Below are 26,127 nucleotides of genomic sequence, written 5' to 3'. Positions count from 1 at the left end.
AATATGTTCGCCTCGATTTTTAAAGGTTGCAAAAATACTGATTTTTATGTGAAAAAGTTAGAAAAGCCGCTGAATTTGGGTGATTTGAAAATGGCAAAAGCCAGAGTGCCGGTAAACGCCGGAGCGGGTAAGACCGGAAATTGCTTTGATCATAATGCCTAATTTTTGACCGGCAATTAAGCCTGATCGTTGTATCATCACACTGTATCACCTCTCAAAAACTGTAACATGGCAGCCAAAACTGTAACATGTTACAACATCTATATTTAATAAGTAATTGTAATATAACTACTTATCAATTTACAACATAATTTAAGTGTATCAGGTGTAACACCCTATCGTGTTACAGTTGTTACATTACGGAGTGCATCATATAGGCATTCTCATAACTATATTTGAACTATACAACCTTCATCAGTCTTATGAAACTAAACGCCTTACCTGTAATTGCCCTGTTTGCTGCTTTATCAGTTAGTTGCAACAGTAACGATAAAAAGCAAGCCGCAACAGAACACGTGGCCGACACGGCGCTTGCTGCCGATATAAAACACCACATTGCCGTATTGGCCAATGATTCGCTGCTGGGCCGCAAGCCATTTACAAAAGGTGAGGACAAGACCATAGCCTACATATCTTCTGAGTTTAAGAAGCTTGGTTTAGAGCCGGGCAATAACGGCAGCTACTACCAGGATGTACCTATGGTGGAAGTTACGCCTGCAGCAGCCCCCACTCTTCAGGTGAGCGGCAAAGCAAACCTTACAGGACTGAAATCGGGCATCGACTTTGTGGCAACCACCCGCCGGGAGATGGCGACCGTTGACCTGAAGAACTCGCCGCTGGTATTCGCAGGCTTTGGTGTAGTGGCACCAGAGTACAACTGGAACGACTACAAAGGCCTTGATGTAAAAGGTAAAACAGTGGTGGTGCTTGTGAATGACCCCGGCTTTAAAGCAAAAGAGCGCCTGTTTAAAGGCGATACCATGACCTACTATGGCCGCTGGACCTACAAGTATGAGGAGGCTGCAAGGCAAGGGGCAGCGGGTGTGATCATTGTACACCAGACCGAGCCGGCAAGTTACCCGTTCTCTGTTATCGGCAACAGCAATACCGGCGCTAAACTATACCTGCAGCAAGCTGACAAGCACATGAACCGCTGCCAGGTAGAAGGCTGGATAACAGAAGATGTGGCCAAAAAGCTGCTCGCCGGTGCGGGTATCAGTGAAGATATGCGCGAGTATGCACGAAAGAAAGACTTTAAAGCCGTTCCGCTGAACAGTACTATATCGGTATCTATCAAAAACAAGCTTAAGTATTCGTTGTCGCATAATGTCATAGCTACGCTTAAAGGCAGCACCACGCCAAACGAATATATACTCTACAGCGCCCATTGGGACCACTTTGGTGTTGGCAAACCCGATGCAAAAGGAGATAGCATTTATAATGGCGCTATTGATAACGCAAGCGGCGTAGCAGCCATATTGGGTGTAGCTAAAAAGTTTGTGCAGGCTAAAGAAAAGCCAAAACGCTCTATTGTATTTCTTGCAGTAACAGCGGAAGAACAGGGCTTACTGGGTTCCGAATACTACGGCACACACCCGGTTTATCCATTGAATAAGACAGTTGCCAATCTGAACATTGATGCCTTGTCGGCCTTTGGCGAAACCACCGACCTTTCCATCACCGGAAAGGGACAGAACGATCTCGACGACTACGTAGAAGCCATAGCCAAACAAAATGATTGGACCGTTACCGGTGATGCTACACCCGGCTCGGGCAGCTACTACCGCTCGGACCATTTTAACTTTGCAAAAGTTGGTGTTCCGGCGCTAGACATGCACACAGGCGTAGCCTCTGCTGATAAGGGCGAGGACTTTGGAAAGGATAAAGAGAAGGACTATAACGAGAACCGCTACCACCAGCCATCAGACGAATATACCGAAGAGATGAACACGGCGGGCATGGCCCAGGCAGCCGATGTTATGTACGCCATCGGCGTAAAGTTGGCAGGTGAAAACACTTCCCCCGGCTGGAAAAAAGGATCTGAGTTTAAGGCTATAAGAGATAAGTCGATGGTAAAATAGCCTTGCTTTTAACAGGTATTGTTCCTAGCTTTATTTATATGACAACAACAACCCGGTTTTACATTGCATTGATAGCTGCTATAGCATCGGTTATCGTGTTCATCTTATCAACGTACACACTGTCCTTCGGGAATGGAGAGGCCGCAAATTTCCTGCAGGGCTTCTCAGGCGGTCTTGGTTTAGGATCGTTCCTGGGTGTAATTACCTATGGCATTAAACTCCGCAAAGAAAAACAGGAACGACTTGCTGCTTAATAAATAGCACGGCTCGCGCCGCCATCTACCTGTATGGTTTGCCCGCTAATGTAGCTTGCCTGCTCAGATGCCAGGAAAGCTACTAGTGCAGCTAATTCGGCAGGTTCACCTATCCTGCCCAGCGGAATAGCTTTTGCTTTTTCCCTCATAGCAGTTTCGGTATCCACATCTTTAGGCAAGGTGTGTTTTATACGGTCAGTAAGTATTAGTCCCGGCGCTACGTTGTTGACCGTAATGTTGTAAGGCCCAAACTCGTCTGCCATCATTTTAGCCATACCTACAACGCCCATCCGCATGGCTGTAGAGAGCACAGAGTTAGCCAGAACCGCCTTTACCGATCCGCTGATAATATTAATAATGCGCCCGCTTCCGGTAGGTTTCATGTAAGGCAAAATAGCCTTGCTGGTGCGTGCCACGCTAAGCAGGTTCAAGTCAAACGCCTTCTGCCACGCTTCATCGTCAAAGTTTTCAAACTTATCGAAGGGCGGACCGCCTGCGTTGTTCACCAGTATATCTATGTGCCCGTAAGTTTCGGCAGCTTTCGCAATAAAAGTGCTTAATTCTTCGACTTTGGATACATCCACGGCAATAGCCACAATCTCGTTACTGGTTAATGCGGAAATCTCGGAAGCTACCTTATCCAGCGCAGTTTTATCCCTCGACCCGATGATCACCTTCGCGCCTTCTTCAGATAAGGTTTGCGCAATTGCTTTACCAAGACCTTTGCTGGCTGCCAGCACAACAGCTACCTTACCAATTAGTTTAAGATCCATATTATGGTGTAAGTATACAAGCAAACGTAAGAATTTTAGGCAATGATGCCTATTGCTAATACGTATATTTACGGCAATGAAAAATCAGGTTACCCGCACTATTTTACTGCTTGGCATATCCATTGGGCTATTTGCTATTGTACTTTTGGTGCCCGCTCCAAAAAACCCGCTTTGGTTTCAAATTATCCGCGGGGCATCGGGCGGCTTTGGTTTAGCGGGGTGCGTTAGCTTTGTAATGCTGCTTATTGATCAACTTAAAGCAGGCAGGCGTTAGTGCATAAGCACTAAAATATTTTTTTGCAAATTTGAACTACAGCTTGCTGATGAAAAAATTTCTGCTTGGTTTTACATTTGCCTTTAAAGGTTTATGCTATGCGTTTACTACGCAGGTGAACTTCCGTGTGCATGTATTTGCTGCTATAATTGCAATAGCAATGGGTTTCTGGCTGCACATCAGCGCTGCTGAATGGAACTGGATAATGCTCTGCATTGCCATGGTGCTCCTTACCGAATTGTTGAACACCGGGATAGAAACACTCACCGACCTTGTTTCTCCTGGCTACAATGTGCTGGCCGGCCATGTTAAAGACATAAGCGCTGCAGCAGTGTTGGTGGTTGCCTTTTTTGCTTTAATTACCGGGCTCATTATCTATCTGCCTAAAATTCTATTGCTTTTTGGCTATGCTGCATAAAACCCGCGGCATAGTTTTTAAAACCACCGACTACAGCGAAAGCAGCGTGGTAGTGCAGATATTTACAGAGAAGTTCGGCCTGCAATCCTACATTATTAACGGCGCCAGGAAACCTAAAGCTAAAATAAGCCGCAATATGCTGCAGCCTTTGCACCTGGTAGATATGGTAGTTTATCACAAAGCAGCAGGAAGCATTCAGCGAATATCCGAGTTGAAAAACCTGCCGGTATTGGTTAGTATCCCGTATGATATTGTGAAGAGCAGCCTGGCCATGTTCCTGAACGAAGTGTTATACAAAGCCGTTAAACAGCAAACACCCGACGAAAATATCTTCGACTTCATTTTTAACGCTATAGAATGGCTGGATCACGCCGCAACCGGAATCGCCAACTTTCATCTTGTATTTCTGGTACAGCTAACGCGCTTCCTCGGTTTTTACCCGCGTAGTACACAATCAGCAGATGCGATGTATTTTGACATGAAGGACGGCGTGTTCACCAACTATCGGCCGGAGAGCCTGTCGTACTTATCCCCTCCCCATACGCGCAACTTTCAAAACCTGCTGCAAAGCGGCTTCAGCCGCATAACAAATATAAAACTGAGCAACGATGAACGACGCTACCTGATTAATAAACTACTGGAATATTACGCTATTCATATAGAAGGCTTTGGAAACATCCGCTCACACGAAGTGTTGGAAGAAGTGCTGGGCTAAACCTTATTCAAGCACTACTTTCTCATGCTGATAGGGTATCTCTACGTTCTTAAAACCTTTTCCCTTTAGTTTTTCGGCAAAATGCTGCTGTACATCGTATTCACCATGTACCAAAAACAGTTTCTTTACCTGTGCAGGGTCCTGGCAAGACAGAAAATGCAGCAAGTCCTCATAATCGCCATGAGCGCTCATGCTTTTTATGGACTGCACATCCGCATTAACTGTGTATTGGTCGCCAAAAATATAGACCTCTTTTTCGCCGCGGGCCAGCTTGCCGCCTAAGGAGTTCGGCTCGGCATAACCAACCATCAATATAGTATTCTTCACGTTACCTATATTGTTCTTAATGTGATGCTTTACTCTTCCTGCTTCGGCCATACCTGATGACGAGATGATCACGCAAGGTCGTGTATCATCATTTAATGCGATTGACTCCTGAGTGCTCTGCACAAATCGCAATCCTTTAAAACTAAATGGATCATCGTCAACCTTCAGAACTTCTTCTACATCTTTATTATAAACTTCCGGATGATCTTTTAACACCTGGGTAGCTTTTTCTGACAATGGACTATCTACATAATAGGCTACGTCCGGCAACACGCCCCTAAGTTCAAGTGAATTCAATGCGTATAACAATTCCTGTGTACGCCCCACACTAAAGGCCGGGATAATTACTTTACCTTTTTTAATCTCACAGGTTTGCTTAATCACTTCCAACAACGCGTCCTCGATAGGTCCAATATCCTTATGTAGGCTGTCCCCGTAGGTTGACTCCAGCATGATATAATCTGCCTGCGCAAAGGTTTGCGGGCTTTTCAGCAGCAAGTCGCCGTAGCGGCCAACATCACCGCTAAAGGTAATCTGTGTTTCCTTAGCATTTTCCAGTACGGTTATGTGTACCGCCGCACTGCCTAAAACGTGGCCTGCATCTGTAAACTTAAAGCGGACACGCGGAGTAATTTCATATTCTTCATGATAATCAACAATCTTAAAGAGGCGCATTGCGGCTATCGCATCTTCTTCGGTATAAAGTGGATCTAATGGCGGCTGGCCTTTACGCTCGCGATGCTTGTTGCTGTACTCCACATCCTGCATTTGTATTTTGGCAGAATCCATAAGCAGTATCCGCGTAAGGTCCATGGTTGGTGCTGTGCAAAAAATCTGGCCTTCAAAACCTTCTTTAACCAGCCTGGGTATTAGTCCGCAATGGTCTATATGGGCGTGCGACAGTATCAGGTAATCCACTTTGGTGGGGTTAAATCCAAAATGCTCGTTCATGTCTTCGGTTTGCTCGCCCAGTCCCTGGAACATTCCACAATCCAACAAAATTGTAGTGCCGTCCTCAAGTCGCAACAGGTGTTTACTGCCGGTAACGTTCCTGGCAGCGCCGTGAAAAGTAATCTCCATTTATAAAAGGTTGTGCGGTAACAACCAAACATGCAAATAAAAGTTTACTTAATAAAAAACTAAACATTTAGTTTAATTTTTCCGTTTAAAGTTTTACATTCGTTTATTACTTAAGTAAGTTGCAAGATCAATTATGGAAATCAAAGAGTTAACCCGCGCCGAAGAACAGATAATGCAAGTGCTTTGGCAGTTAAAAAAAGGGTTTGTTAAAGATGTGCTAGACATTTTACCCGAGCCGAAACCAGCGTACAATACAGTATCAACCATTATCAGGATACTTGAAACTAAGGGCTTTGTAGGCCATACGGCTTATGGTAAAAGCCATGAATACCACCCAATCATCAGTAAAGAACAGTATAAAACTTTTGCTGCTGATAAACTGCTTACAGGCTACTTTGACAACTCGGTCAACCGCATGTTATCATTCTTCGTGAAAAAAGAAAAGATAGACCTGAAAGAAGCAGATCAAATAATGAAACTAATAGAGAAACTTAAAGACAAGTAGTTATGAGCTGGTGGAATTACCTTTTATTGGTAAACATTTACCTTGTACTGTTCTATAGCTTTTACGCGCTGCTGCTGCGGCGCGAAACTTTCTTCCAACTTAACCGCATTTACCTGGTAGGCGCGGCGTTGTTATCATTTTTTATTCCGATGATACAGTCAGATTGGATAAAAGACCTCTTTATTACTCAAAAAGTGCAATATGCCGTTTACGGTACGGCCGACATAAACATAACTGCACTTGCACCTATTAAGGACAGCCCATACACCATGGGGCAGCTTTTTGTAATGCTGTATGTTGGCGGAGTAGTGCTGCTGGCCTTGCGCTTAATGTGGCAGTTTATACTGTTAAGGCGCATTATAAAACAGGCCAGCCCAACTGCACCTTATTCCTTTTTTAACAAAATTAATGTGGACGAAGATGCCGAAGGCAGTGACGTTATACTAGCACATGAGGAAGTACATGCCAAACAGTGGCACTCTGCAGATGTACTTATTATAGAGGCGGTAATGATCATTAATTGGTTTAATCCGGTAGTCTATCTGTACCGTTTCGCCATAAAGCATATACACGAATACATTGCCGACAGGCAAGCCATTATAGCCGGCACAAACAAAGCAGATTATGCTATGCTGCTGCTGAGCCAAACATTTAGTACACCGGCGCACAGCCTGGTAAACCCTTTCTTTAGTAAAAGTTTGTTAAGGGAGCGCATCTTAATGCTGCAAAAGGACAGATCGGCACGCATTAAATTGCTAAAATACGGCATGTCTGCCCCGTTGTTTATACTAATGCTGGTACTATCATCAGCAACCATAAGCAACAGCAGAGCTGTAAGCAGCATAAATAATAAAGCCGAATGGGTATTTAACCGCCCGGCAGATATGCTGATACCTGCAGAAGGCCAGCCCGAAGATGCATTTAAAAAACAGTTAAGGGATGCCGACCTGGCACAGCTGATACAAGAAACCAAAGCGGCAGCAATTGCCGATACTTTAAATAACGGACAGGTATTTCTTCAGGTAGAACAGCAGCCAGGTTTCCCCGGCGGTGATGCAGCTTTTGGTACATACCTGGCACGGGTTATAAGATATCCTAAAAAGGCGCGCGAACTGAACATACAAGGACGCGTAATTCTATCCTTTATAGTTGAAAAAGATGGTAGCCTTACAGATGTTAAAGTGGTACGCGGCGTAGGATATGGTACCGATGAAGAGGCTGTAAAAGCACTTAAAAACTCACCGAAATGGATACCCGGAATGCAGAACGGCAAGAAAGTACGTGTACAATACGCAGTACCCATCAGCTTTAGCTTAGCGGAAGAAAAAACCCCTGTAAAAACATCAGCAAGCGCAGATGAGATCCAAATAGATCCTGCTCCGGATAACGAGATATTTACAGCGGTTGAGGAGGCGCCAACTTTTCCGGGTGGACAGGCTGCCCTTGTTAACTACATCCGCAGTAATATACATTATCCTGCAGAAGCACGTAAAAACAACATTCAGGGGCGAGTAATCACTTCCTTCGTAGTAGGCAAAGATGGCAAGATATTTAATGCCAAGATATTGCGCGGCATTGGCTACGGTGCCGATGAAGAAGCTGTACGTCTGATTAATGCTATGCCTAAATGGCGCCCGGGCATACAAAACGGAAAGGCCGTGCAGGTACAATACACTATACCTATCCTTTTTAGTTTAACTGTCGAAAATGAATCGCCGCAGGTGCAGTTACAGGGTAATACCACGCCGAACAAGTATGCTCTTGAAAGCAAAGATACCACAGCAAAGCAGCAAATTACCTTTGGCCTCAGAGGAGCAAACGACCCGGTTTATATACTTGACGGCAAAGAAGTATATGGCTTGGGCAACATAAACCCAAACACAATTGAAAGTATTTCGGTGATAAAAGATAAATCTGCCATCATAAAATATGGCGCAAAGGGTTTAAATGGCGTTGTTTTAATTACCAGTAAGAAACCCGTAAAAAAGTAAGTTTTTCAGTTTAGTTAATTATAAACCCGACGCCAACAGTTAACACTGGGGGCGTTTTTACTTAGTAGCTTTTACAACAATGTATGGCGAGAGTCCCTTGCTATCTACCGGCACCAGCCTGGTAATTGCTTTCCCGGCCAACCAAATGGTTTTTACAATTGTCTTGGTAAAGGTGTTTTGTACAGATTTATTCTCCAGCCAAACGCTAAACTTACCATGATAGTAAGCTTCCACATTTTTTAATCCAAGCGCTTCGCAGCTGCTTTTTAGCAGTGCAAGATCCATGCTATTGATGTTGTGTTTGTCGTAATTTTCTTTATCGAACTTACGCTGCACCCAGCCGTTAACACTTTTAAAGTTGGGCAGCGTAATAAACAACGTACCGCCAGGTTTTAAAAACTTGAGGTGCTCACCAACGATAAACTTAGTATCGTTAAAGTGCTCTATTAACCCAAAGGATAGCACCATATCATACAATTCTTCCGGCTTGTAAGCAAAAAGGTCCGCTTCTATGATGTTGACATCGTTTTCTTTAAGGTCGTTGGCAGAAAGCAACTTGTTTATGAGTTCCCGATGTATAAAGTAATCCAGCAACGTAGTGTTTAAGCCTTTATACTTTTTTAAGTAAATGGCGTAATACCCGGGGAATCCACCCAGTTCCACAGCAGTTTTGGCGTTGGTATCTTTGATGATCTTTCCAAGTATATCGCCAAAAACGTAATCCGGCTTAAGCTTAAATATAAGCCCAATCCGCGACTCCCAAAAAGATTTCCAAAATGCCCTGTCTGTTAAGTTATTCTCCATTTATCTGCTCACCCGGCAACAGCCGTAGTTTTATTTTCTAATACCCTTGCCGGGTTACCCACTGCTACACTGTTCGCCGGTATACTTTTTACTACCACAGCGCCAGCGCCTATGCTGCTATTATCGCCTATGGTAATATCACCTATTATGCAGGCGTTAGCGCCTATATCTACGTTGTTGCCTATTCTCGGGCAGTTGCTTAAAGTGCCATCAGCAAGTTTCTTATGCCCTATAGTCACTCCGTTTCGCAATGTGCAGCCCTCGCCGATAATAGTCTTGTAATTTACTACCAATCCTTGCCCATGATAGAAAATTAAATTTCTACCTGCACGAAGCTTACGTGGCAACTCTATTCCTAAGCTCCATTCCACAAAAAAACGGTAGAACATCAGGTACGGAAAAAAAATGATCTTAAGCAGCATGTAGTGGTTAATACCATTTACCAGGCGGAACATAAACAGCACCAAACGCGCCTTTATATTGCCCCTGTTGGCCTGCCAATCCTGGAAGAGATATGCAAAAGGGTTCATGCGCCGTTGTATATTAAACCAAATTTTTGGCACCTGTTAGGGTGAAGTGTTCAAAAGTAAAATTTTTAATTTTAGTATCAGTATACTTGCCCGATAATTGACCATGGCTATACAGGTTGCTTTGATAAACACGGCTGACTCGGGCGGCGGCGCTGCGGAGGCTTGCATGCGCCTGTTAAAAGCGTTACGTGAGCAGCAGGTTGATGCCACGCTTATAGTGCAACATAAAAAGCGCGACAACACGGCTGTTTACAGCATAGAGCGATCAGCCTGGGACAAAGCACGATCAAACCTTAACTTTTTAGCAGAGCGGCTGCCTTTCATTGCTTTGTACGAGCGCGACCGAACCGTCAGATTTGCGTTTTCCACCGCTAACACCGGCACCGATATTAGTCGGGAAAAAGTGATTCAGGATGCTGATATCCTCCACATCCATTGGACAAACTCCGGTTTCCTGTCAACAAACGACCTGAAGAAACTTATCCGGCTGAACAAACCGATTGTATGGACGCTTCACGACATGTGGCTTTTTACCGGGGGGTGCCATTACGCCGGTACATGCGACCACTTTAAGCGGGAGTGCGGCAATTGTTACTTCTTGCGTAACCCTCAACCAAACGATCTATCCCATACCGGCTGGCAACGCAAGAATCGCATGCTAATTAATACCGAAAACATTAGCGTAGTCACCTGCAGTAATTGGCTTGGAGAGGTTGCCAAAGAGAGTTCGTTACTACAAAATGCCAGCATACAAGCTATCCCCAATCCTATCGATACTAATGTATTCTCACCAAGAGAAAAAAATACTGCACGTAAAAAGTGGAATATAGATGCAGGTAAGAAGATCATTTTGTTTGGAGCTGCCAACATAGCCGACAGGCGCAAGGGCTTAATATACCTTATTGAGGCCCTACAGATACTGAAAGACACTTACGCTCAGACACAGGATATCGAAATAATAATCTTCGGTAAGAACAAGCGCTTTGATGTAACAAGCTTGGCGTTTAAGGTACATCAGCTCAGCATTATTACATCTGCTGAGGATCTGGCGGAAATATATAGCCTTGCGGATGTTTTCTTGCTGCCGTCCATAGAAGATAATCTGCCGAATACCATTATGGAAGCGATGTCTTGTGGCACACCGGCTGTCGCATTTAACACGGGTGGCATTCCGGATATGATAGATCATCAAATAAACGGCTATCTGGCAGAGTTCAAATCTGCGGCTGACCTTGCCGCAGGTGTACATCAGGTACTGTTTTCCGGTGATCATCACTTGATGGCACAGGCAGCAAGAACCAAGGTGCTTCAGGAATTTAATAACACTAAAGTTGCTGGTCAATACTTAACCCTCTACAATTCTTTGCTTGAAAGGAAACTGGTATGATGCCTACCCTCTCGGTAATTACCGTAGTTTACAACAATGTCAGGGATATTGAGCGCACTATTCGCTCTGTAGTAAATCAAACTTACACCAATATTGAATACATAGTTATAGACGGACAATCTACCGATGGCACACTCGCGATTGTCAAAAGCTATAGCAGCAGCATTAAGAAGCTAGTGAGCGAGCCTGATAAAGGCATTTATGATGCCATGAACAAGGGCCTTAACCTGGCTACTGGTGAATATGTAATTTTCATGAACTCCGGCGATGAGTTTTATGCTAACGACACTGTTGCAAAAGTTTTTGGAACGGCAGAAGATGCAGACATCTACTATGGTGAAACAGAAATGGTAGATGCCGAGCGAAACAGTCTTGGCCAGCGCCGGCATAAAACACCAGAGAACTTCAGCTGGCGGAGTTTTAAATACGGAATGAGCATAAGCCATCAAGCCATCTACATTCGGCGATCACTTGTTGCGCCATACGATAGTAAATACCAGCTAAGTGCGGATATAGACTGGATCATACGCGCAGCTAAGAAAGCCCGTAAAATTGTTAAGGTGGATGGTTACGTAGCCAAGTACCTGGTGGGAGGTATGTCTAAAGCTCGCCACAGGCAAAGCCTGCAGGAGCGTTTTAATATTATGCGCAAACACTATGGCTTGCTACCTACGGTACTTAATCATGCGGTTATTGCCGTCAATTTGGGTTGGTACTGGCTCAAAAATAAACGCACCAACGACTAGCTCTTTAAGTTGTTACAACCCGGCTGCTATTGCATCGTAAATGGCATCTTGTATTCTGGGCCGTATGTTTAGGCTGGACAGCTTGTTGCCAACATTTGGATGCACACGGTTAGATAGAAATACATAAACCAGGTTTACTTTAGGATCCACCCAAACACAGGTGCCAGTAAAACCGGTATGTCCATAAGTTTGCGGCGAAGCCAACTTAGATGGATAGTGCCTTTCGGCAATAGGGTCCCACCTGTCAAATCCCAGGCCTCTGCGACTTACATCGGTCTGTTTAGCAGTAAACAGATCAACTGTTTCGGGTTTAACATACTGAACACCGCCGTAACTACCGCGGTTTAGCATCATCTGGTAAATAATACCTACATCATTAGCACTGGCAAATAATCCGGCGTGGCCTGCTACACCGCCCATTAGCGCCGCAGTAGGATCATGAACGTAGCCGTCTATTAGCGTGCGCCGATCACGTTTATCATCTTCAGTTGGAGGGATGCGGCTTGCAGGAAAACGATTTAACGGTAAAAAGCCAGCCGTTTGCATACCGAGCGGATCATAAAACTGTTTCTGCACGTAAACGTTTTCAGGCGTAGCTGTGATCGTCTCAAATATCTGTTGCAAAAAGCACATCCCTACATCACTGTAAACGTATTGCCCACGTGTTTTTAGGGCTGAGTTTAACATGGCAGGCCACATTACATCTTCGAAATAGTTTTTACGAAGGTAGTATCCGTCATTAACTTTTGTGGGGTATGCTGCTGAAGAATCTGAGCTGTAATCTCCAGTCTTGATCTTGTCAAAGGTAGGGATATCAGGTATAAGGCCGGCCTGATGCTCAAGCAACTCTCGAACTGATAGGGTTCTTTTATTTGTTGGCCTGGTAGTGGGCAGGTAAGTACCGGCTGTAGAGTCCAGATTAAGCTTGCCCTGATCATAAAGCTGCATAGCCTCCATTGTTGTGGCCGTTATTTTGGTCATGGAAGCCAGATCATATATATCATCAATCCGGTTGGCTATCTTGTTATCGTAAGCATGGTATCCATAAGCCTTGTTATAAATCACCTTACCATCTTTAATAACCATTACCACGCAGCCAGGCGTAGCACGATTGCTTATTGCTTCGGCTGCAATTTTGTCTATAGCCTGTAAATTACTTGTGCTTACTCCTGCATCTTCAGGTACCGTATACTGTAAACGGGTCTTTGATGTTAGGGAACCACTCCCGGCAACGTATTTAGGAGTGAAAGTTTTTGTTAATTTCTGCGTGATAGCTACCCCGCCAAAAATTGCCTGGGCATTAAAAAAAGAGGACACTACCGATTGCCGTTCCGACCATAGTATAGGAGCAGTGATATCGTTTAACTTTATAAGACCAGGACTAGCTCCAATGTAAGAAACTACCACATTCTTGATCTTTTGATTTGTTGTGATAAAATCTATTACTTGCCGGTTGGCCAAATCTACGTCGGTAAGTTGTACTATCAGTGTAGTAAAGAACTTGGTATCCATAGATAGCGCGGCCGTTGTTTTTGCACCTAAGTACTCGTTGCCATTAAAGCTGGTTACTTTAGCATACTTGTTTAGCAAACTGTCAAACGCCATAAAGTTCCGCGAGAAAAAATGGACGCTGGCTATCTTGTTCACCTCCAGGTTCTGAAGCGGAATAGTCTGCTTTTCATTATTTAACAGAACTGTACTTTGTTCTACCGCTTTTTGCTCCTGCACATAAGCTTTCCCGGTAAAAGGTGGATTTTGCGCACATGCAGAGCTGAAAATTATAAATCCTGATAGCAACAGAAGGCAGGCATTGCGCTTACTTCTTTTCATATACTTTAACACCATTAACAAACGTCTTTAATACTTTAACAACCGGCAACTCGCTGCCTTTTACTTTCAATATATCTTTATCAAGTATTACAAAATCGGCATATTTACCAACCTCTATACTGCCTTTTTCTTTCTCCTCAAAGTTTGCTTTTGCTGCCCAAATGGTCATGCCCTTTAATGCTTGCATACGGGTTAACGCGTTCTCCATCTGAAAACCACCAGTGGGCAAGCCTTTTAAGTCTTTACGCTCTGCAGCAGCATAAAACGTATACATAGGGTTGATGTTTTCGACAGGAAAATCGGTACCAAGAGGTATCCAGCCATTTTGCTTCATCAGCGACTTGTAAGCATAAGCGGTTTTCAACCTTTCTGCGCCAAGGCGGTTTATGGCCCAACTCATGTCTGATGTGGCATGAGTTGGTTGCACAGAAGGTATAATACTGTAATTACCAAAATACTGTACATCCTCCGTTGCTACAATCTGCGAATGCTCTATACGCCAGCGCTTGTCGTTCTTGCCCTTTAACACATCCGCATATATTTTAAGGATAACACGGTTGGCAGAGTCGCCTATAGCGTGGGTACACATCTGAAATCCTTTAGCGGCTATCTTTTCGGCAACTTGTTTAAAATGTTCTTTGCTGCTTAGCAAAAAGCCATTCCAGTTTGCCTTATCAGCATAGGGCTTGAGTAAGCAAGCACCTCTGGAGCCGAGTGCGCCGTCAGCATACACTTTAAATGCCCGTACGTTTAAGCCTGGTGTTTTATATGCTCCGCGTTTAAACAGGTAATCGTAATTCTCTTCCTTATCAGCCAGCATTACGTACATGCGCATTTTTAGATCGCCTTTGTGCTGCAGCGCAGCAATAGTACTTACCATGGTGTAAGGAAGGCCACAGTCATCAACGGTGGTAAGCCCCACGGCAAAGCAATTCTTTTGCGCATCCAGCAGGGCCGCCTGTGTAATCTGCTCGGTAGGCTCAGGTATCTTACGTGTAACAATACCGACAGCGTTATCTACCAGAATCCCGGTAAGTTTACCGTCTACAGTCTCTATTTGTCCGCCAATAATAGTTTGACCGGGTTTGATGCCGGCGATATTAAGCGCTGCCTGGTTGGCAATTGCAGCATGTCCATCTACCCTGCTTAAGATAACCGGGCGCACCGGAAAAAGCGAATCCAGTTTGGCCTTATTAGGGAACTGCTTAGTAGTCCAAAGGTTCTGGTCCCAGCCATTGCCTATTATCCAACCTTCAGTGTTTTTTTCCGAGTAATTTTTAACGCTATCTAAAACCGCGTCCCAGCTCTTGGTGCCTACCAGTTTAACCTCCTGCAAGCCCAAGCCATATTCGTAAAAATGCGAGTGCGCATCGATAAACCCAGGATATACCGGCTTACCACCGGCATCTATCACCTCTTTAGCAAGGTACTTTTGTTCAAGTGTATCTGCATTACCAACGGCAATTATCTTACCGCTACTTATAACGAATGCGTTAGCTGTAGAAAACGTGCTATCTACGGTATAAACAATTGCATTTTTAACCAGGGTGTCGGCATTATATTCTTTTTGTTTGCACGCTGCGAGCAAGATGAAAAGAAGAGGCCACAATTTCTTCATACGATAAACAGGTGGATGTAAAATAGATAGCGTAAAATACTAATACAAGTAAAGGGCGGTAAAGTTATGCAATCAAATAATTAATTTAGCATCCGGAATTATTTGACCTCCGGCACAAAGAAGGGACCATTTTAGATGCCAGATATAATACAGCTTTTACCCGATTCGGTAGCTAACCAGATAGCCGCAGGCGAGGTGGTACAACGCCCGGCATCGGCTGTAAAGGAATTGATAGAGAACAGCATAGACGCGGGTGCGGACAAGATTCAACTCATATTAAAGGACGCGGGTAAAGCGCTGATACAAGTGATTGATAACGGCTGCGGCATGAGCCTTACAGACGCCCGTATGTGCTTTGAGCGGCATGCTACCTCCAAAATACGTAAGGCAGAAGATCTTTTTGCAATCCGAACCATGGGGTTCCGCGGCGAAGCAATGGCCAGTATTGCTGCTATTGCACAGGTGGAACTAAAAAGCCGCCGGCACGAAGACGAACTGGGCACCTGCATTACCATTGAAGGCAGCGAAGTAATAAAACAGGAACCCTGCAGCAGCAATACAGGTACATCCATATCCATAAAAAACTTGTTTTACAACACGCCGGCGCGGCGTAATTTTTTGAAGAGCAATCCTGTGGAAATGCGTCACATAATAGACGAATTTCAGCGTGTAGCATTGGCAAATCCGCAGGTGTTTTTAACACTGCACCACGACGGGCAGGAAGTCTATCACCTACCAGCGGCATCGCTAAAGCAACGTATTATTCACCTGTTAGGGAATAATTACAATCAGCGTCTGGTACCGGTAGAAGAAGATACCACCATTATAAAACTACACGGCTACGTTGGCAAGCCTGAGTTTGCTCGCAAAACCCGTGGCGAGCAGTTCTTTTTTGTAAACAACCGGTTTATTAAAGATGCCTACCTGAACCACGCGGTACTTACCGCTTTTGAGGAGTTACTTCCAGAAGATTCGTACCCGTTGTACGTGCTTTTTATAGATATCGATCCAAGTAAGATCGATATCAACGTACACCCTACAAAAACAGAAATAAAGTACCAGGACGAAAAAGCTATTTATGCCATCATCCGCTCGGCGGTAAAACGATCGTTGGGTAAATACAACATCACGCCAACGCTTGATTTCGATCAGGAAAACAGCATCGGTCACCTGATCACACCAAAGCCATTTGAAGAAATAGTACAACCAACCATTGCGTTCAATCCAAACTTTAACCCTTTTGCTGCGGAAAAGAAACCTAGCCGGGAGCTGCCTTTTCTTCGCGATAATGGTCCGAACGATCATCGTTCGGCAATACCTAAGAACTGGGACACGCTTTACGAGATAGCCAGACAGGAAGAAACTGTACAGCAGGAGATGCACCAGGAAAAAAGTATCCCGGTGGATGAACAGGAGATAACCAAAAGCGGCGAGAAGCAGTTTTTTCAGGTGCATAACCGCTTTATACTGTCGCAAATTAAGTCGGGCTTTATGCTCATCAATCAGCAGGCAGCGCATGAACGTATATTGTACGAGCGCTTTTTGCAGCAGCTGCAAAGCCACAGCGGGGTAAGTCAGCAAAGTTTGTTCCCTCAATCTATAACACTTAACAGCGCAGATTATGAACTACTACGTGAACTCCTGCCGGATATTCGGGCATTAGGGTTTGATGTACGCGAGTTTGGCCGGAATACTGTTGTAGTAGAAGGTGTACCAGCCGATATTAGCAATGCCAACGAACACGAATTATTGGAAAGGCTGCTGGAAGGTTTTAAAAACAACCTGGCTATATTGAAAGTTGATAAGCGGGATAATCTTGCCCGTTCACTTGCGCGCAACGCCGCTATTAAAAGCGGCACGAGATTGTCAATGGAAGAAATGAACCAGTTGATCGATCAGCTTTTTGCCTGCCAAATGCCTAATTTAGCGCTGAACGGCAAACCAGTAATCACTACCTTTACATTGAACGAACTAGCGGAGCGCTTTGAAAAGTAGTGCCCGACACAAAAATCGCAAGAAAAAATTTAGACTCAATAACAAAGCAGCGCATCTAGCGTCTTGCTAAGGAAACACGACAGAGAACATGCAATCACCTTTTGCCAATTTAACTCCGGTAGTAAAAAACCTGGTTATCATAAATATAATTTTCTTTATAGCAACTTACGCGCTACGCCAGTTTGTTGACCTTGAAGCATTATTTGCAGCTTATTACCCTACAAACCCAGCGTTTAAACCGTGGCAGCCTATTACCTACATGTTTATGCATGCGGGCTTTACCCACTTGTTTTTTAACATGTTTGCTGTATTTATGTTCGGGCCTTTATTAGAGCAGGTAATGGGCTCTAAAAAGTTTTTCAACTATTACTTTATAACAGGAATCGGTGCCTTTGCCTTATATATGCTGGTACAGGCTCTACAAATACATGCTGTCACCGGGGGCTTTACCGTACCTCACTCCGAACTGGATAGCTCTTATTTCCAATACGGCGGCGGGCAGGAACAGGCACAAAAGCTTTACAGCCTGTTTAACGGACCGATGCTTGGCGCATCGGGTGCTGTGTTTGGCATCCTTGTCGGATTTGGGCTTCTGTTCCCGGAATTGGAAATGATGATTATATTCATTCCCGTTCCAATCAAAGCTAAATACTATGTACTTGGTTACGTTGTGCTTGAGCTTTATTCGGGAGTTAGGCAGGCATCTGGCGACAATGTTGCTCATTTTGCCCACCTGGGTGGTGCGCTTATCGGCTTTATTCTGATAAAGATTTGGGGGCTGAGAAAGACAAACAATTTTTACTAATTATTATTAGTTAAATAGGTATATAAACCCTGTTTTATGAGTGCGCTTTGGAAAGATATCCAATACAAGATGTTACGGTCGGGCAATAAGCTTACCTTGCTCATCGGTATTAATGTTATTGTTTTTCTAGTTATAAATGTTACATCTGTCATAGAGCAACTATTTACAGGTTTTGGCAACAGTGTAATTAAAAGCTTTACTGACGAGTACCTCTTATTACCATCCTATCTCCCTAAACTGCTTTATCGTTTCTGGACGCCCTTTACCTACATGTTTATGCATGCGGGTGTGTTACATATCCTGTTCAATATGCTTTGGTTGTACTGGATGGGGCAAATATTTGAAGAATATTTAGGGAATAAACGCACCATTGGGCTGTATATACTAGGCGGACTTAGCGGCGGATTACTATTTATTGCAGCTTACAACCTTTTACCAGCCTTTACTGCTGTAAACGCGGCGCAGGGCGGCATTATAGTAGGTGCATCTGCAAGTGTAATGGCAATTGTCATAGCCACCGCCACACTACTTCCTGATTATACCATATCGCTCATTTTTATTGGACCTGTTAAGCTTAAATGGGTAGCTGTGTTCTATGTCATTATTGACTTCCTGGGCATAGCCGGCGGTAATGCTGGTGGTGAAATAGCTCACCTCGGCGGCGCGCTATTTGGCTTTGTCTATATTAAACAACTTCAAAAAGGTAACGACTGGATAGGTGGTCTAAACAGGCTGTTTTCGCCTAAGCCTAAGCTTCGTGTAGTAAACAACGAATCTCCTCAAAAAAAATCTTCCAATAATAAACCCCGACAGGAAGATATTGACCGTATCTTAGACAAGATCTCTGCATCAGGCTATGATGCGCTGAGCAAGCAGGAAAAAGAAACATTGTTTAGGGCCAGCAATAATAATGAAGGATAGTAAAGGACTAGGCTTTTTGGGTAAAGTTATTTTATGGGCCAACTGCGCCTTGTGCATTGCTTTATTGATTAGCTACCTTGCCCCATATACCGATCCTAGGAAAGTTTGGGTAATTGCTTTTTTTGGCCTGGCGTATCCCCCACTATTGGTATTTAATCTTATCATGATCGTCTATTGGATGGTGAGGGGCAGATTGTATTTCCTGCTATCATTAATTACGGTCATTGTCGGCTACAAAGTACTACTTAACAATGTCGGATTCAGGTGGAGCAGCAACGAGCCACGCACCGCAAATCGCAATGAAATAAGGATAATGACCTATAATGCCCACGATTTCAAGCGTTATGGATCAGACAATGACATATCAACCAAGCACGAGATACTGCAATTAATAGCAGAGAATGATCCGGACATACTAGGAATACAAGAGTTTTATACCCGAAAACGCGGGCAGTATGACATGATCGATTCTATAAAGAAGATCATGAAAAGCGAATTTTACTACTTCGAACCCTTCTCTGTTAATTACGATCAGGCTGAGGGAATGGCTATCTTTTCGCGTTACCCTATTTTTAACTTTGGCCTAATTGCCTTGTCCGGAAAGACCACTGGTAACCAATGCCTTTTTGCAGATATTCAAAAGGGTGATAAAAAGATCCGCATCTACAGTATGCACCTGCAATCGATACGGTTTGAACCGGAAGATTATAAATACCTCGGCGATGTGTCTAAGAAGGGCAAGGCAAATATGTCGGCAACCAAGCGCCTTGGCAGTAAGCTTAAAGCGGCTTTCCTAAAAAGGGCAGAACAGGTTTATACCGTTAAAGATCATGCAAAACAATGTCCTTATCCATACATATACTCAGGCGATTTTAATGATACACCTGCTTCATACGCCGTCAACGTTATGGCTACAGGTATGAAAAATACTTTTAGAGAAAAAGGCACGGGCATTGGCCGCACCTATAATGGCGATTTCCCAAATTACCAGATAGATTATATAATGGCAAGCTCACATTTTGATGTAAAAGGCTACCAGATCATCCAGAAAAAGTTATCTGACCATTACCCCGTAACTGCAGATCTGTTGCTAAAATAACCTCCCTCTCAATTGCCTGACCCGCTGAATATGACGTTTGATTAATGAGTAAGTAGTCTACTTCAGTCCTAAAAATTGTAAGTTTGCGCACATGGAACAAAAACTATTTGTTTACAACACTTTAACACGAAAAAAAGAAGAATTCATACCGCTGGACGCGCCCCACGTGGGCATGTACGTATGCGGCCCTACTGTATATAGCGATGTTCATTTAGGCAACTGCCGTACTTTTATATCATTTGATCTTATTTTCCGCTACCTGCTACACCTAGGTTACAAGGTGCGTTATGTGCGTAATATAACCGATGCCGGACACCTTGAGAGCGACTCGGACGTAGGTGAGGACAAAGTATCTAAAAAAGCTCGTTTGGCACAACTGGAGCCAATGGAGATTGTGCAGAGATATACTGTAGATTTCCACAACGTAATGCAAATTTTCAATGCGTTACCGCCGAGTATAGAGCCTACTGCTACCGGTCATATTATTGAACAGATAGAATTAGTAAAAGAAATACTAGCTAAAGGCTTTGCTTATGAGGTTGATGGGTCGGTATACTTTGATGTTGAAAAATACAACCAGACTCAGGATTACGGCATTTTAAACGGGCGTAAGCTGGAAGACATGCTGAATAACACCCGCAGCCTTGGCGGGCAGGACGACAAAAAAGGCAAGCTGGATTTCGCGCTGTGGATTAAAGCCAAACCCGAGCACCTGATGAAGTGGCCCTCACCGTGGGGCGTCGGATTTCCCGGCTGGCACTTGGAGTGCTCGGCTATGAGCAATAAGTACCTTGGACATAAATTTGATATACACGGCGGCGGTATGGACCTTATGCCAACCCACCACACCAACGAGATTGCTCAGAATGTAGCCAGCTGCGGGAATATACCAGCTACTTACTGGCTGCATACCAATATGCTTACTACTAACGGCCAAAAGATGTCCAAATCACTTGGCAACAGCTTTTTGCCGCATGAACTTTTTACCGGCGACCATCCGCTGCTTAAAAAAGGATACAGCCCGATGGTAGTGCGCTTCTTTTTTATGCAGGCTAGTTACCGCAGTACAGTAGATTTTTCAAACGAAGCTATTGAGGCAGCTGAGATCTTTTATAAAAAACTTGCGGAGTCTGCTAAAAAATTAACGACGCTTGAACAAAATACCTTAACAGTTGTTGATGACGAAGCTCAAAATGCTATTATAGCAGCCTGCGAAGATTGCTATACAGCAATGAATGATAATTTTAATTCGCCGAAAACGTTAGAAGCACTTAACAACTTGTCTAAGTGGATAAATTCGTTTGCTAACCAGACGCGTAATTCTGGAGAAATTAGCACTGAAACGTTTGAAAGGATGAAGAAAACTTATAACGATTTCTTTTTTGACGTTTTGGGTTTAAAGCATGAAGACAGCGACAATGCCGATACCGATGAACTGATGAGCCTGATAGTAAACCTTCGCAACCAGGCCAAGGCTAACAAAGATTACGCTACATCAGACAAGATACGTGAAGGATTAAAGCAAATAGGCTTTCAACTGAACGATAATAAACAAGGTACTACAGATTGGGTAAGGATTTAACCTATTTTAACTACCTCAACCCTATAAAGGTAAGCCGGGCATGTTTACTTTTACGAGCCAAAGCAATGTTATGCCCTTAACAGACACTATGAAAAAAATAATATTAGCTGCCATCTTTTTAGCCGGGTTTACCCAGGCATCCTTAGCTCAAACAAAACCTGTACAGGTTAGCAAAGTAGTAAACGCAGAAACCGACTTCAATAAATTAGTAGAACGTAAAGGTATTAAGGCAGGCTTCCTGGCTATGGCGGACCCCGAAGGCATTGTGTTCAAACCAAATGTGGTTAAAATATCTGAGTTCTACAGCACTATCGACAAGCAGCCCGGAAAGTTATCTTGGCAGCCTAAAGTAGCACGTATATCTGCAAACGGCGACCTTGGCTTTACCGCCGGCCCGTATGTTTATCAGAATGGCAGTAGCGAAGATGACAAGGTGTTTGGTCAGTATGTTTCTGTATGGAAACTGGATGCTGCTGATAATAAATTTAAGTTGCTAATTGATCTGGGTATACAGCACCCTGAGCCTGATGCAGAACAGGGCACAGACTTTAAAGAGCCTGACCTTTCCAAGCAAAAAGCGCCAAGCAAAGATCCTTTTAATGGTAAAGACATCATCATCAACAATGATAAATTGCTTAACCACTCGCTTGACCTATCTACCCTGGCGGCTTACAAAGAGTTTATGAGCCCTGAAGGCCGTTATTACTTCCCTGGCTTCGAGCCAATAATGGGTACTGATAAAGTAATGAAGTTTTTAGACAACGAAGGCATTACTATATCTGCACAGACCATTAACGGCGGCCGCTCAAGCAGTAACGACCTGGCTTACAGCTATGGTACAGCACGTATCAAAAAAGGCAATATCGTAAACAACTACAATTATGTACGCATCTGGGAGATTGATGCTTCCCACAAGTGGAACCTTGCCCTTGAGATATTCTCTACTGTAGAGTAATAGCTAAAACATATACTAAAACAGCCGCTGAATTGTAGCACAACTACACTCAGCGGCTGTTTTGTTTTTGACAAAAGTGTTCACGTTTTTTTGTGCCGGTGGCATTTTGAACACTTTTGAACACTTGCCCAAATACTTCTAAAAACCTGCGTTAAAAGCACCAATATGGCCGTTTTTACAAAAAAAACTATACGGCTACCTTTAAAAACCACACTAAACTGGCGGGCTATTTTAAAGTAAATTTGGAAGTAATAGGGTAAACTACAGGTTAAAATATAAGGCTTTTGTAGACCCGATATTTACCCTAATTCAGTGCAAACATCCTTGCTAAAATAGCGACTCGATAATGTCAGCTGCGGAGAGTCCATCTGCTTCGGCGTGGTAACTGCGCACTATACGGTGGCTGAGGATAGGTTTGGCAACCGCCCTTACGTCTTCAATATCCGGCGAGTATTTGCCATTCAATACAGCGTGGCATTTAGCGCCCAGGATCAGGAATTGTGAGGCACGTGGTCCTGCACCCCAGTTAAGCAGTCGTTTCACCTGCGGAGTAGCAAACTCACCCTCCGGCCTTGTTTTGCCTACCAGCTTTACAGCATATTCCAGCACGTTGTCTGCCACGGGTATGTTGCGTACCAGTTGCTGAAAATAAATGATCTGCTCGGCGTTCAATTGTTTGTTTACAGCAACGTCAATTGTGCCTGTAGTATTCTTTACCACTTGCAGTTCCTCTTTAAAGGTAGGATAGCTAAGGGCTACATTAAACATGAAACGGTCCAGTTGCGCCTCAGGCAACGGATAAGTACCCTCCTGCTCTATCGGGTTCTGCGTGGCCAGTACAAAAAATGGTTTAGCTAGCTTGTGTGTCACTCCTGCCGCGGTTACTGCTTTCTCCTGCATAGCTTCAAGCAGCGCTGCCTGGGTTTTCGGCGGAGTACGGTTTATTTCATCGGCCAGGATAATATTAGAGAACACCGGCCCGGGTATGAACTTAAAATTGCGGTCTTCTCCTAAAATCTCCGAACCGATAATGTCAGACGGCATCAGGTCGGGCGTAAATTGTATGCGCTTAAAATCCAGGTCAAGCACCCTTGCAACAGTTTGCACCAGTAAAGTTTTGGCTAGCCCGGGCACACCTACCAAAAGGCAATGCCCGTTACTGAAGATGGAGATGAGTACAAATTTAATTACCTCATCCTGCCCTACTATTACTTTCCCTATCTCGGCCCTGATTTGCTCATAAGCAACTTTCAAAGCATCGGCGGCCTCTACCTCAGAGCGGTGTTGCATACAATATAAGTTATTTTACCTGCGCTGTAGTGGTTGGAGTTAACCAGTTCTTAAGCACACCGCATGTTTGATATTCCGGATCGATCTTGATAAAAGTTTCTTTACGGCGCTTTTCAAACCACTGCGAAACGGTCTTGCTCAATTTATCTTCGGTTGCCATTTCCTTCAGCTTGGCAAAATCCTGCTCAAAGTTTGCTTTATGCGCATCGGTAACCGATTTAAGGTAAAGGATCTTATAGCTTTTTTTGTTCGTTTGCGGATCAGAGTACAATACCGGCTGCGAGAAAGTACCCACTTTTAAAGTATCTACCACAAGAGCAACCTGCGGGTCAAGCTTATCTGTAGGGATGTAGGTAGAACGGGTTTGTACGTTCTCGGCGTTAAGCATCATCCCGCCATTGTACTTAGTTTCTTTGTCGTCAGAGTAAATTGCAGCTGCGGTAGAAAAATCTATCGCTTTGTTGCCCTTCATCACATTGTACAAACTATCAGCGCTGGCTTTTGCCCTTACCAGGCTTTCTGCTGTAACGTTCGGTGTTATCAATATGTGGCGTACGTGTATCTGCTCGCCGCGGCGTTCTATCACCTGTAAAAAGTGAAAACCGTAATCACTCTCGAAAACAGGCGATATATCACCGGCCTTCATTTTAAAGGCAACTGCCGAAAATTCTTTTACATAACCGTTGCGGTCGTTAAAACCCAGGTCACCGCCCTCAGGTGCCGAACCGGGATCCTGCGAGTATAACCTGGCCAAAGCACCAAAGTCTTCTCCTTTTTTAGCGCGCTGGCGAAGTTCCTCTGCTTTTTCTTTATATAGCTGTTTTTCGTCTTTGGTAAGCTTAGGGTTAAAAACAATTTCCCCTACTTCTACCTCTTTATTAAAGCTGGGCAGGCTGTCTTTAGGGATAGCATCAAAATAACGCCTCACATCCTGCGGGGTAGTGTTCACTTTTTCGGTTATCTTTTGGCGCATACGTTGCGCCACCATTGATTCTTTAATGTCCGGGCGTATCTCGTCTTTGTACTGGATAATAGACCTGCCCAGGAAAGATTCGAGCTTTTCCTGGCCGCCGGCGCGCTGTATAAAGCTGCGCATACGGCGCTCTACATCGGCATCTACCTCGTCATCTTTTACCTGCACGCTGTCTATCACCGCCTGTTGTGCCAGTAGTTTTTGTGTAAGCTGGTTTTGCAGAAGCTGGCATTTTACCCTTGGATCGGGCTGTTGGCCACTTACCAGGTACTGTGCATATTGCAGCTCAATGTCCGACTGTAAAATAACGCTCCCGCCAACTATACCGGCAATTTTATCAAGTGTACGCACCGGCCCGGTTGGTTGTGCAGTAGTATCGGCCTTTGCATTGGTTGCAGGTAATGTTTGCGCCTGCGCCACAGACAGGATAAGGAAGATATTTAAAATGAATACGCCTAATTTTCTCATGAATTGCTTAAAACTATGTTGGGGTACTTCGCCCGCTAAACGTGCGAATTTCGGTAAAAATTATTAATAATAAATGTATAATTAAACCCTGTTGCGAATATGCTGATAATGCTTCGCGCTGATTGCCTACTTTTGGTTAAATTTTGTTAAAATATGATGAAGGTTGATAACCCGCTGGCTTTACGTTACCTGTTACAGGACGACCTGTACCTGCTGCCTGCTGATAAGGTAGCCAAACCCGCCCCGGTGGTACAACAACCCGTTCCTGATGTACAGAAGTCTGAAGAGCCGGAAGAATCACCTCTGCCTTTACAAACGCCAGTGGTTAAGTTTAATTATTTGGGTAGCAACAATAAACGCTTTGTAATACTGGTAAACTACCATAACGAAGAACACATAGCAGCACAGCACCTTACTGCGCTCACCAACATTTTAAAACGGCTGGAACTGGCTGTTGATGATGTGGCTATTTTAAACACGCACAAGCAGGCAGCTATTACCATGGATAAGCTTGTTAATGAGCTTGAGCCGCAGAAATTGCTGATACTAGGCAAGACAGCGTTACCCGCCGAAATAGCCAGGCTGGAACTGAATAAACCGATTACACACGGAAGTATTAAAACGCTGTACAGCTTTAGTTTTGACGAAATGATGAACAGCAACGATATGAAAAAAGCTTTCTGGGATCAAATGAAAACGCTGTAAT

Annotated in this window: 24 protein-coding genes; 16 read left to right on the top strand and 8 right to left on the bottom strand. The window is 44.1% G+C overall.

The window, feature by feature from the left end; all coding sequences use genetic code 11:
* Positions 1-422 precede the first annotated feature (422 nt).
* Both AC59GT_RS01855 and AC59GT_RS01850 read left to right on the top strand, forming a co-directional pair.
* Positions 423-2,081, top strand: a complete 1,659-nt coding sequence (locus AC59GT_RS01855; protein ID WP_497236059.1) for a M28 family metallopeptidase — start codon at positions 423-425, stop codon at positions 2,079-2,081.
* 38 nt (positions 2,082-2,119) lie between these two features.
* A complete protein-coding gene (locus tag AC59GT_RS01850) occupies positions 2,120-2,335 on the top strand; it encodes a hypothetical protein (protein WP_497236058.1) in 216 nt (71 codons plus the stop codon).
* On the opposite strand, the gene AC59GT_RS01845 is transcribed toward AC59GT_RS01850, so the two are convergent.
* Positions 2,332-3,108 carry an SDR family NAD(P)-dependent oxidoreductase gene (locus tag AC59GT_RS01845; protein WP_497236057.1) on the bottom strand — a complete coding sequence of 259 codons (777 nt, stop codon included), beginning with the start codon at positions 3,106-3,108 and terminating at the stop codon, positions 2,332-2,334. The two genes, AC59GT_RS01850 and AC59GT_RS01845, sit on opposite strands and share 4 nt — an antisense overlap.
* 76 nt (positions 3,109-3,184) lie before the next feature.
* Here AC59GT_RS01845 and AC59GT_RS01840 point away from each other — a divergent pair, with 76 nt between their 5' ends.
* From AC59GT_RS01840 to recO, 3 genes are read left to right on the top strand one after another with little or no spacing between them, the layout of a single operon-like run.
* Positions 3,185-3,382 (top strand): hypothetical protein, encoded by a 198-nt coding sequence (locus AC59GT_RS01840; RefSeq protein WP_497236056.1) that lies wholly within the window; start codon positions 3,185-3,187, stop codon positions 3,380-3,382.
* A gap of 49 nt (positions 3,383-3,431) precedes the next feature.
* The gene (locus AC59GT_RS01835; RefSeq protein ID WP_497236055.1) at positions 3,432-3,800 is read left to right on the top strand and encodes a diacylglycerol kinase family protein; all 369 of its coding nucleotides are present in this window, start codon (positions 3,432-3,434) and stop codon (positions 3,798-3,800) included.
* Positions 3,790-4,515, top strand: a complete 726-nt coding sequence (recO, locus tag AC59GT_RS01830; RefSeq protein ID WP_497236054.1) for a DNA repair protein RecO — start codon at positions 3,790-3,792, stop codon at positions 4,513-4,515. Before AC59GT_RS01835 ends, recO begins: the two co-directional genes overlap by 11 nt.
* A gap of 3 nt (positions 4,516-4,518) precedes the next feature.
* On the opposite strand, the gene AC59GT_RS01825 is transcribed toward recO, so the two are convergent.
* Positions 4,519-5,922: an MBL fold metallo-hydrolase RNA specificity domain-containing protein gene (locus AC59GT_RS01825; protein ID WP_497236053.1), complete on the bottom strand. Its 1,404-nt coding sequence runs from the start codon at positions 5,920-5,922 to the stop codon at positions 4,519-4,521.
* A 133-nt stretch (positions 5,923-6,055) separates the two neighbouring features.
* Between AC59GT_RS01825 and AC59GT_RS01820 the strand changes: the two genes are divergently transcribed.
* Positions 6,056-6,427: a BlaI/MecI/CopY family transcriptional regulator gene (locus AC59GT_RS01820; RefSeq protein WP_497236052.1), complete on the top strand. Its 372-nt coding sequence runs from the start codon at positions 6,056-6,058 to the stop codon at positions 6,425-6,427.
* Positions 6,428-6,429: 2 nt separating this feature from the next.
* The gene (locus tag AC59GT_RS01815) at positions 6,430-8,418 is read left to right on the top strand and encodes a TonB family protein (RefSeq protein WP_497236051.1); all 1,989 of its coding nucleotides are present in this window, start codon (positions 6,430-6,432) and stop codon (positions 8,416-8,418) included.
* 57 nt (positions 8,419-8,475) lie between these two features.
* On the opposite strand, the gene AC59GT_RS01810 is transcribed toward AC59GT_RS01815, so the two are convergent.
* Together AC59GT_RS01810 and AC59GT_RS01805 are read right to left on the bottom strand one after the other, a co-directional pair.
* Complete coding sequence (locus tag AC59GT_RS01810) at positions 8,476-9,222, bottom strand: class I SAM-dependent methyltransferase (RefSeq protein ID WP_497236050.1); 747 nt, start codon at positions 9,220-9,222, stop codon at positions 8,476-8,478.
* An 8-nt stretch (positions 9,223-9,230) separates the two neighbouring features.
* Entirely contained in the window at positions 9,231-9,752 is a 522-nt protein-coding gene (locus AC59GT_RS01805) for a serine acetyltransferase (protein ID WP_497236049.1), read from the bottom strand.
* Positions 9,753-9,855: 103 nt separating this feature from the next.
* Here AC59GT_RS01805 and AC59GT_RS01800 point away from each other — a divergent pair, with 103 nt between their 5' ends.
* The gene (locus AC59GT_RS01800) at positions 9,856-11,139 is read left to right on the top strand and encodes a glycosyltransferase family 4 protein (RefSeq protein ID WP_497236048.1); all 1,284 of its coding nucleotides are present in this window, start codon (positions 9,856-9,858) and stop codon (positions 11,137-11,139) included.
* The gene (locus tag AC59GT_RS01795; RefSeq protein ID WP_497236047.1) at positions 11,136-11,885 is read left to right on the top strand and encodes a glycosyltransferase family 2 protein; all 750 of its coding nucleotides are present in this window, start codon (positions 11,136-11,138) and stop codon (positions 11,883-11,885) included. Before AC59GT_RS01800 ends, AC59GT_RS01795 begins: the two co-directional genes overlap by 4 nt.
* Positions 11,886-11,897: 12 nt before the next feature.
* Here AC59GT_RS01795 and AC59GT_RS01790 read toward each other — a convergent pair whose 3' ends face one another.
* Positions 11,898-13,715 carry a serine hydrolase domain-containing protein gene (locus AC59GT_RS01790; RefSeq protein ID WP_497236046.1) on the bottom strand — a complete coding sequence of 606 codons (1,818 nt, stop codon included), beginning with the start codon at positions 13,713-13,715 and terminating at the stop codon, positions 11,898-11,900.
* Complete coding sequence (locus AC59GT_RS01785; RefSeq protein ID WP_497236045.1) at positions 13,702-15,333, bottom strand: amidohydrolase; 1,632 nt, start codon at positions 15,331-15,333, stop codon at positions 13,702-13,704. Before AC59GT_RS01785 ends, AC59GT_RS01790 begins: the two co-directional genes overlap by 14 nt.
* Before the next feature lie 135 nt (positions 15,334-15,468).
* Between AC59GT_RS01785 and mutL the strand changes: the two genes are divergently transcribed.
* The 6 genes from mutL to AC59GT_RS01755 all read left to right on the top strand — a co-directional run bounded on the left by mutL (position 15,469) and on the right by AC59GT_RS01755 (position 22,690).
* The gene (mutL, locus tag AC59GT_RS01780) at positions 15,469-17,328 is read left to right on the top strand and encodes a DNA mismatch repair endonuclease MutL (protein ID WP_497236044.1); all 1,860 of its coding nucleotides are present in this window, start codon (positions 15,469-15,471) and stop codon (positions 17,326-17,328) included.
* An 88-nt stretch (positions 17,329-17,416) separates the two neighbouring features.
* Positions 17,417-18,133, top strand: a complete 717-nt coding sequence (locus tag AC59GT_RS01775; protein ID WP_497236043.1) for a rhomboid family intramembrane serine protease — start codon at positions 17,417-17,419, stop codon at positions 18,131-18,133.
* Between the two features lie 36 nt (positions 18,134-18,169).
* Positions 18,170-19,054: a rhomboid family intramembrane serine protease gene (locus tag AC59GT_RS01770; protein WP_497236042.1), complete on the top strand. Its 885-nt coding sequence runs from the start codon at positions 18,170-18,172 to the stop codon at positions 19,052-19,054.
* Positions 19,044-20,153, top strand: a complete 1,110-nt coding sequence (locus AC59GT_RS01765; protein WP_497236041.1) for an endonuclease/exonuclease/phosphatase family protein — start codon at positions 19,044-19,046, stop codon at positions 20,151-20,153. Before AC59GT_RS01770 ends, AC59GT_RS01765 begins: the two co-directional genes overlap by 11 nt.
* Before the next feature lie 91 nt (positions 20,154-20,244).
* Positions 20,245-21,735, top strand: a complete 1,491-nt coding sequence (cysS, locus tag AC59GT_RS01760) for a cysteine--tRNA ligase (RefSeq protein WP_497236040.1) — start codon at positions 20,245-20,247, stop codon at positions 21,733-21,735.
* Positions 21,736-21,823: 88 nt separating this feature from the next.
* Positions 21,824-22,690, top strand: a complete 867-nt coding sequence (locus AC59GT_RS01755; protein ID WP_497236039.1) for a hypothetical protein — start codon at positions 21,824-21,826, stop codon at positions 22,688-22,690.
* Positions 22,691-23,017: 327 nt separating this feature from the next.
* On the opposite strand, the gene AC59GT_RS01750 is transcribed toward AC59GT_RS01755, so the two are convergent.
* Positions 23,018-23,980, bottom strand: a complete 963-nt coding sequence (locus AC59GT_RS01750; protein ID WP_117384597.1) for an AAA family ATPase — start codon at positions 23,978-23,980, stop codon at positions 23,018-23,020.
* 10 nt (positions 23,981-23,990) lie between these two features.
* Positions 23,991-25,421, bottom strand: coding sequence for a peptidylprolyl isomerase (locus tag AC59GT_RS01745; protein ID WP_497236038.1), 1,431 nt, complete (start codon positions 25,419-25,421; stop codon positions 23,991-23,993).
* A 153-nt stretch (positions 25,422-25,574) separates the two neighbouring features.
* Between AC59GT_RS01745 and AC59GT_RS01740 the strand changes: the two genes are divergently transcribed.
* Complete coding sequence (locus tag AC59GT_RS01740; protein WP_497236037.1) at positions 25,575-26,126, top strand: hypothetical protein; 552 nt, start codon at positions 25,575-25,577, stop codon at positions 26,124-26,126.
* Position 26,127: the final 1 nt, after the last annotated feature.

Source organism: Mucilaginibacter sp. 320_HR, from assembly GCF_059691875.1.
The sequence above is the reverse complement of the archived record's forward strand: the minus strand, read 5'-3'. Positions and strand labels throughout refer to the sequence as shown.

Excerpts from the sequence above, each read along its gene's own strand:
- AC59GT_RS01855 (WP_497236059.1), top strand. The coding sequence starts at position 423 with ATGAAACTAAACGCCTTACCTGTAATTGCCCTGTTTGCTGCTTTATCA.
- AC59GT_RS01850 (WP_497236058.1), top strand. The coding sequence starts at position 2,120 with ATGACAACAACAACCCGGTTTTACATTGCATTGATAGCTGCTATAGCA.
- AC59GT_RS01845 (WP_497236057.1), bottom strand. The coding sequence starts at position 3,108 with ATGGATCTTAAACTAATTGGTAAGGTAGCTGTTGTGCTGGCAGCCAGC.
- AC59GT_RS01840 (WP_497236056.1), top strand. The coding sequence starts at position 3,185 with ATGAAAAATCAGGTTACCCGCACTATTTTACTGCTTGGCATATCCATT.
- AC59GT_RS01835 (WP_497236055.1), top strand. The coding sequence starts at position 3,432 with ATGAAAAAATTTCTGCTTGGTTTTACATTTGCCTTTAAAGGTTTATGC.
- recO (WP_497236054.1), top strand. The coding sequence starts at position 3,790 with ATGCTGCATAAAACCCGCGGCATAGTTTTTAAAACCACCGACTACAGC.
- AC59GT_RS01825 (WP_497236053.1), bottom strand. The coding sequence starts at position 5,922 with ATGGAGATTACTTTTCACGGCGCTGCCAGGAACGTTACCGGCAGTAAA.
- AC59GT_RS01820 (WP_497236052.1), top strand. The coding sequence starts at position 6,056 with ATGGAAATCAAAGAGTTAACCCGCGCCGAAGAACAGATAATGCAAGTG.
- AC59GT_RS01815 (WP_497236051.1), top strand. The coding sequence starts at position 6,430 with ATGAGCTGGTGGAATTACCTTTTATTGGTAAACATTTACCTTGTACTG.
- AC59GT_RS01810 (WP_497236050.1), bottom strand. The coding sequence starts at position 9,222 with ATGGAGAATAACTTAACAGACAGGGCATTTTGGAAATCTTTTTGGGAG.
- AC59GT_RS01805 (WP_497236049.1), bottom strand. The coding sequence starts at position 9,752 with ATGAACCCTTTTGCATATCTCTTCCAGGATTGGCAGGCCAACAGGGGC.
- AC59GT_RS01800 (WP_497236048.1), top strand. The coding sequence starts at position 9,856 with ATGGCTATACAGGTTGCTTTGATAAACACGGCTGACTCGGGCGGCGGC.
- AC59GT_RS01795 (WP_497236047.1), top strand. The coding sequence starts at position 11,136 with ATGATGCCTACCCTCTCGGTAATTACCGTAGTTTACAACAATGTCAGG.
- AC59GT_RS01790 (WP_497236046.1), bottom strand. The coding sequence starts at position 13,715 with ATGAAAAGAAGTAAGCGCAATGCCTGCCTTCTGTTGCTATCAGGATTT.
- AC59GT_RS01785 (WP_497236045.1), bottom strand. The coding sequence starts at position 15,333 with ATGAAGAAATTGTGGCCTCTTCTTTTCATCTTGCTCGCAGCGTGCAAA.
- mutL (WP_497236044.1), top strand. The coding sequence starts at position 15,469 with ATGCCAGATATAATACAGCTTTTACCCGATTCGGTAGCTAACCAGATA.
- AC59GT_RS01775 (WP_497236043.1), top strand. The coding sequence starts at position 17,417 with ATGCAATCACCTTTTGCCAATTTAACTCCGGTAGTAAAAAACCTGGTT.
- AC59GT_RS01770 (WP_497236042.1), top strand. The coding sequence starts at position 18,170 with ATGAGTGCGCTTTGGAAAGATATCCAATACAAGATGTTACGGTCGGGC.
- AC59GT_RS01765 (WP_497236041.1), top strand. The coding sequence starts at position 19,044 with ATGAAGGATAGTAAAGGACTAGGCTTTTTGGGTAAAGTTATTTTATGG.
- cysS (WP_497236040.1), top strand. The coding sequence starts at position 20,245 with ATGGAACAAAAACTATTTGTTTACAACACTTTAACACGAAAAAAAGAA.
- AC59GT_RS01755 (WP_497236039.1), top strand. The coding sequence starts at position 21,824 with ATGAAAAAAATAATATTAGCTGCCATCTTTTTAGCCGGGTTTACCCAG.
- AC59GT_RS01750 (WP_117384597.1), bottom strand. The coding sequence starts at position 23,980 with ATGCAACACCGCTCTGAGGTAGAGGCCGCCGATGCTTTGAAAGTTGCT.
- AC59GT_RS01745 (WP_497236038.1), bottom strand. The coding sequence starts at position 25,421 with ATGAGAAAATTAGGCGTATTCATTTTAAATATCTTCCTTATCCTGTCT.
- AC59GT_RS01740 (WP_497236037.1), top strand. The coding sequence starts at position 25,575 with ATGATGAAGGTTGATAACCCGCTGGCTTTACGTTACCTGTTACAGGAC.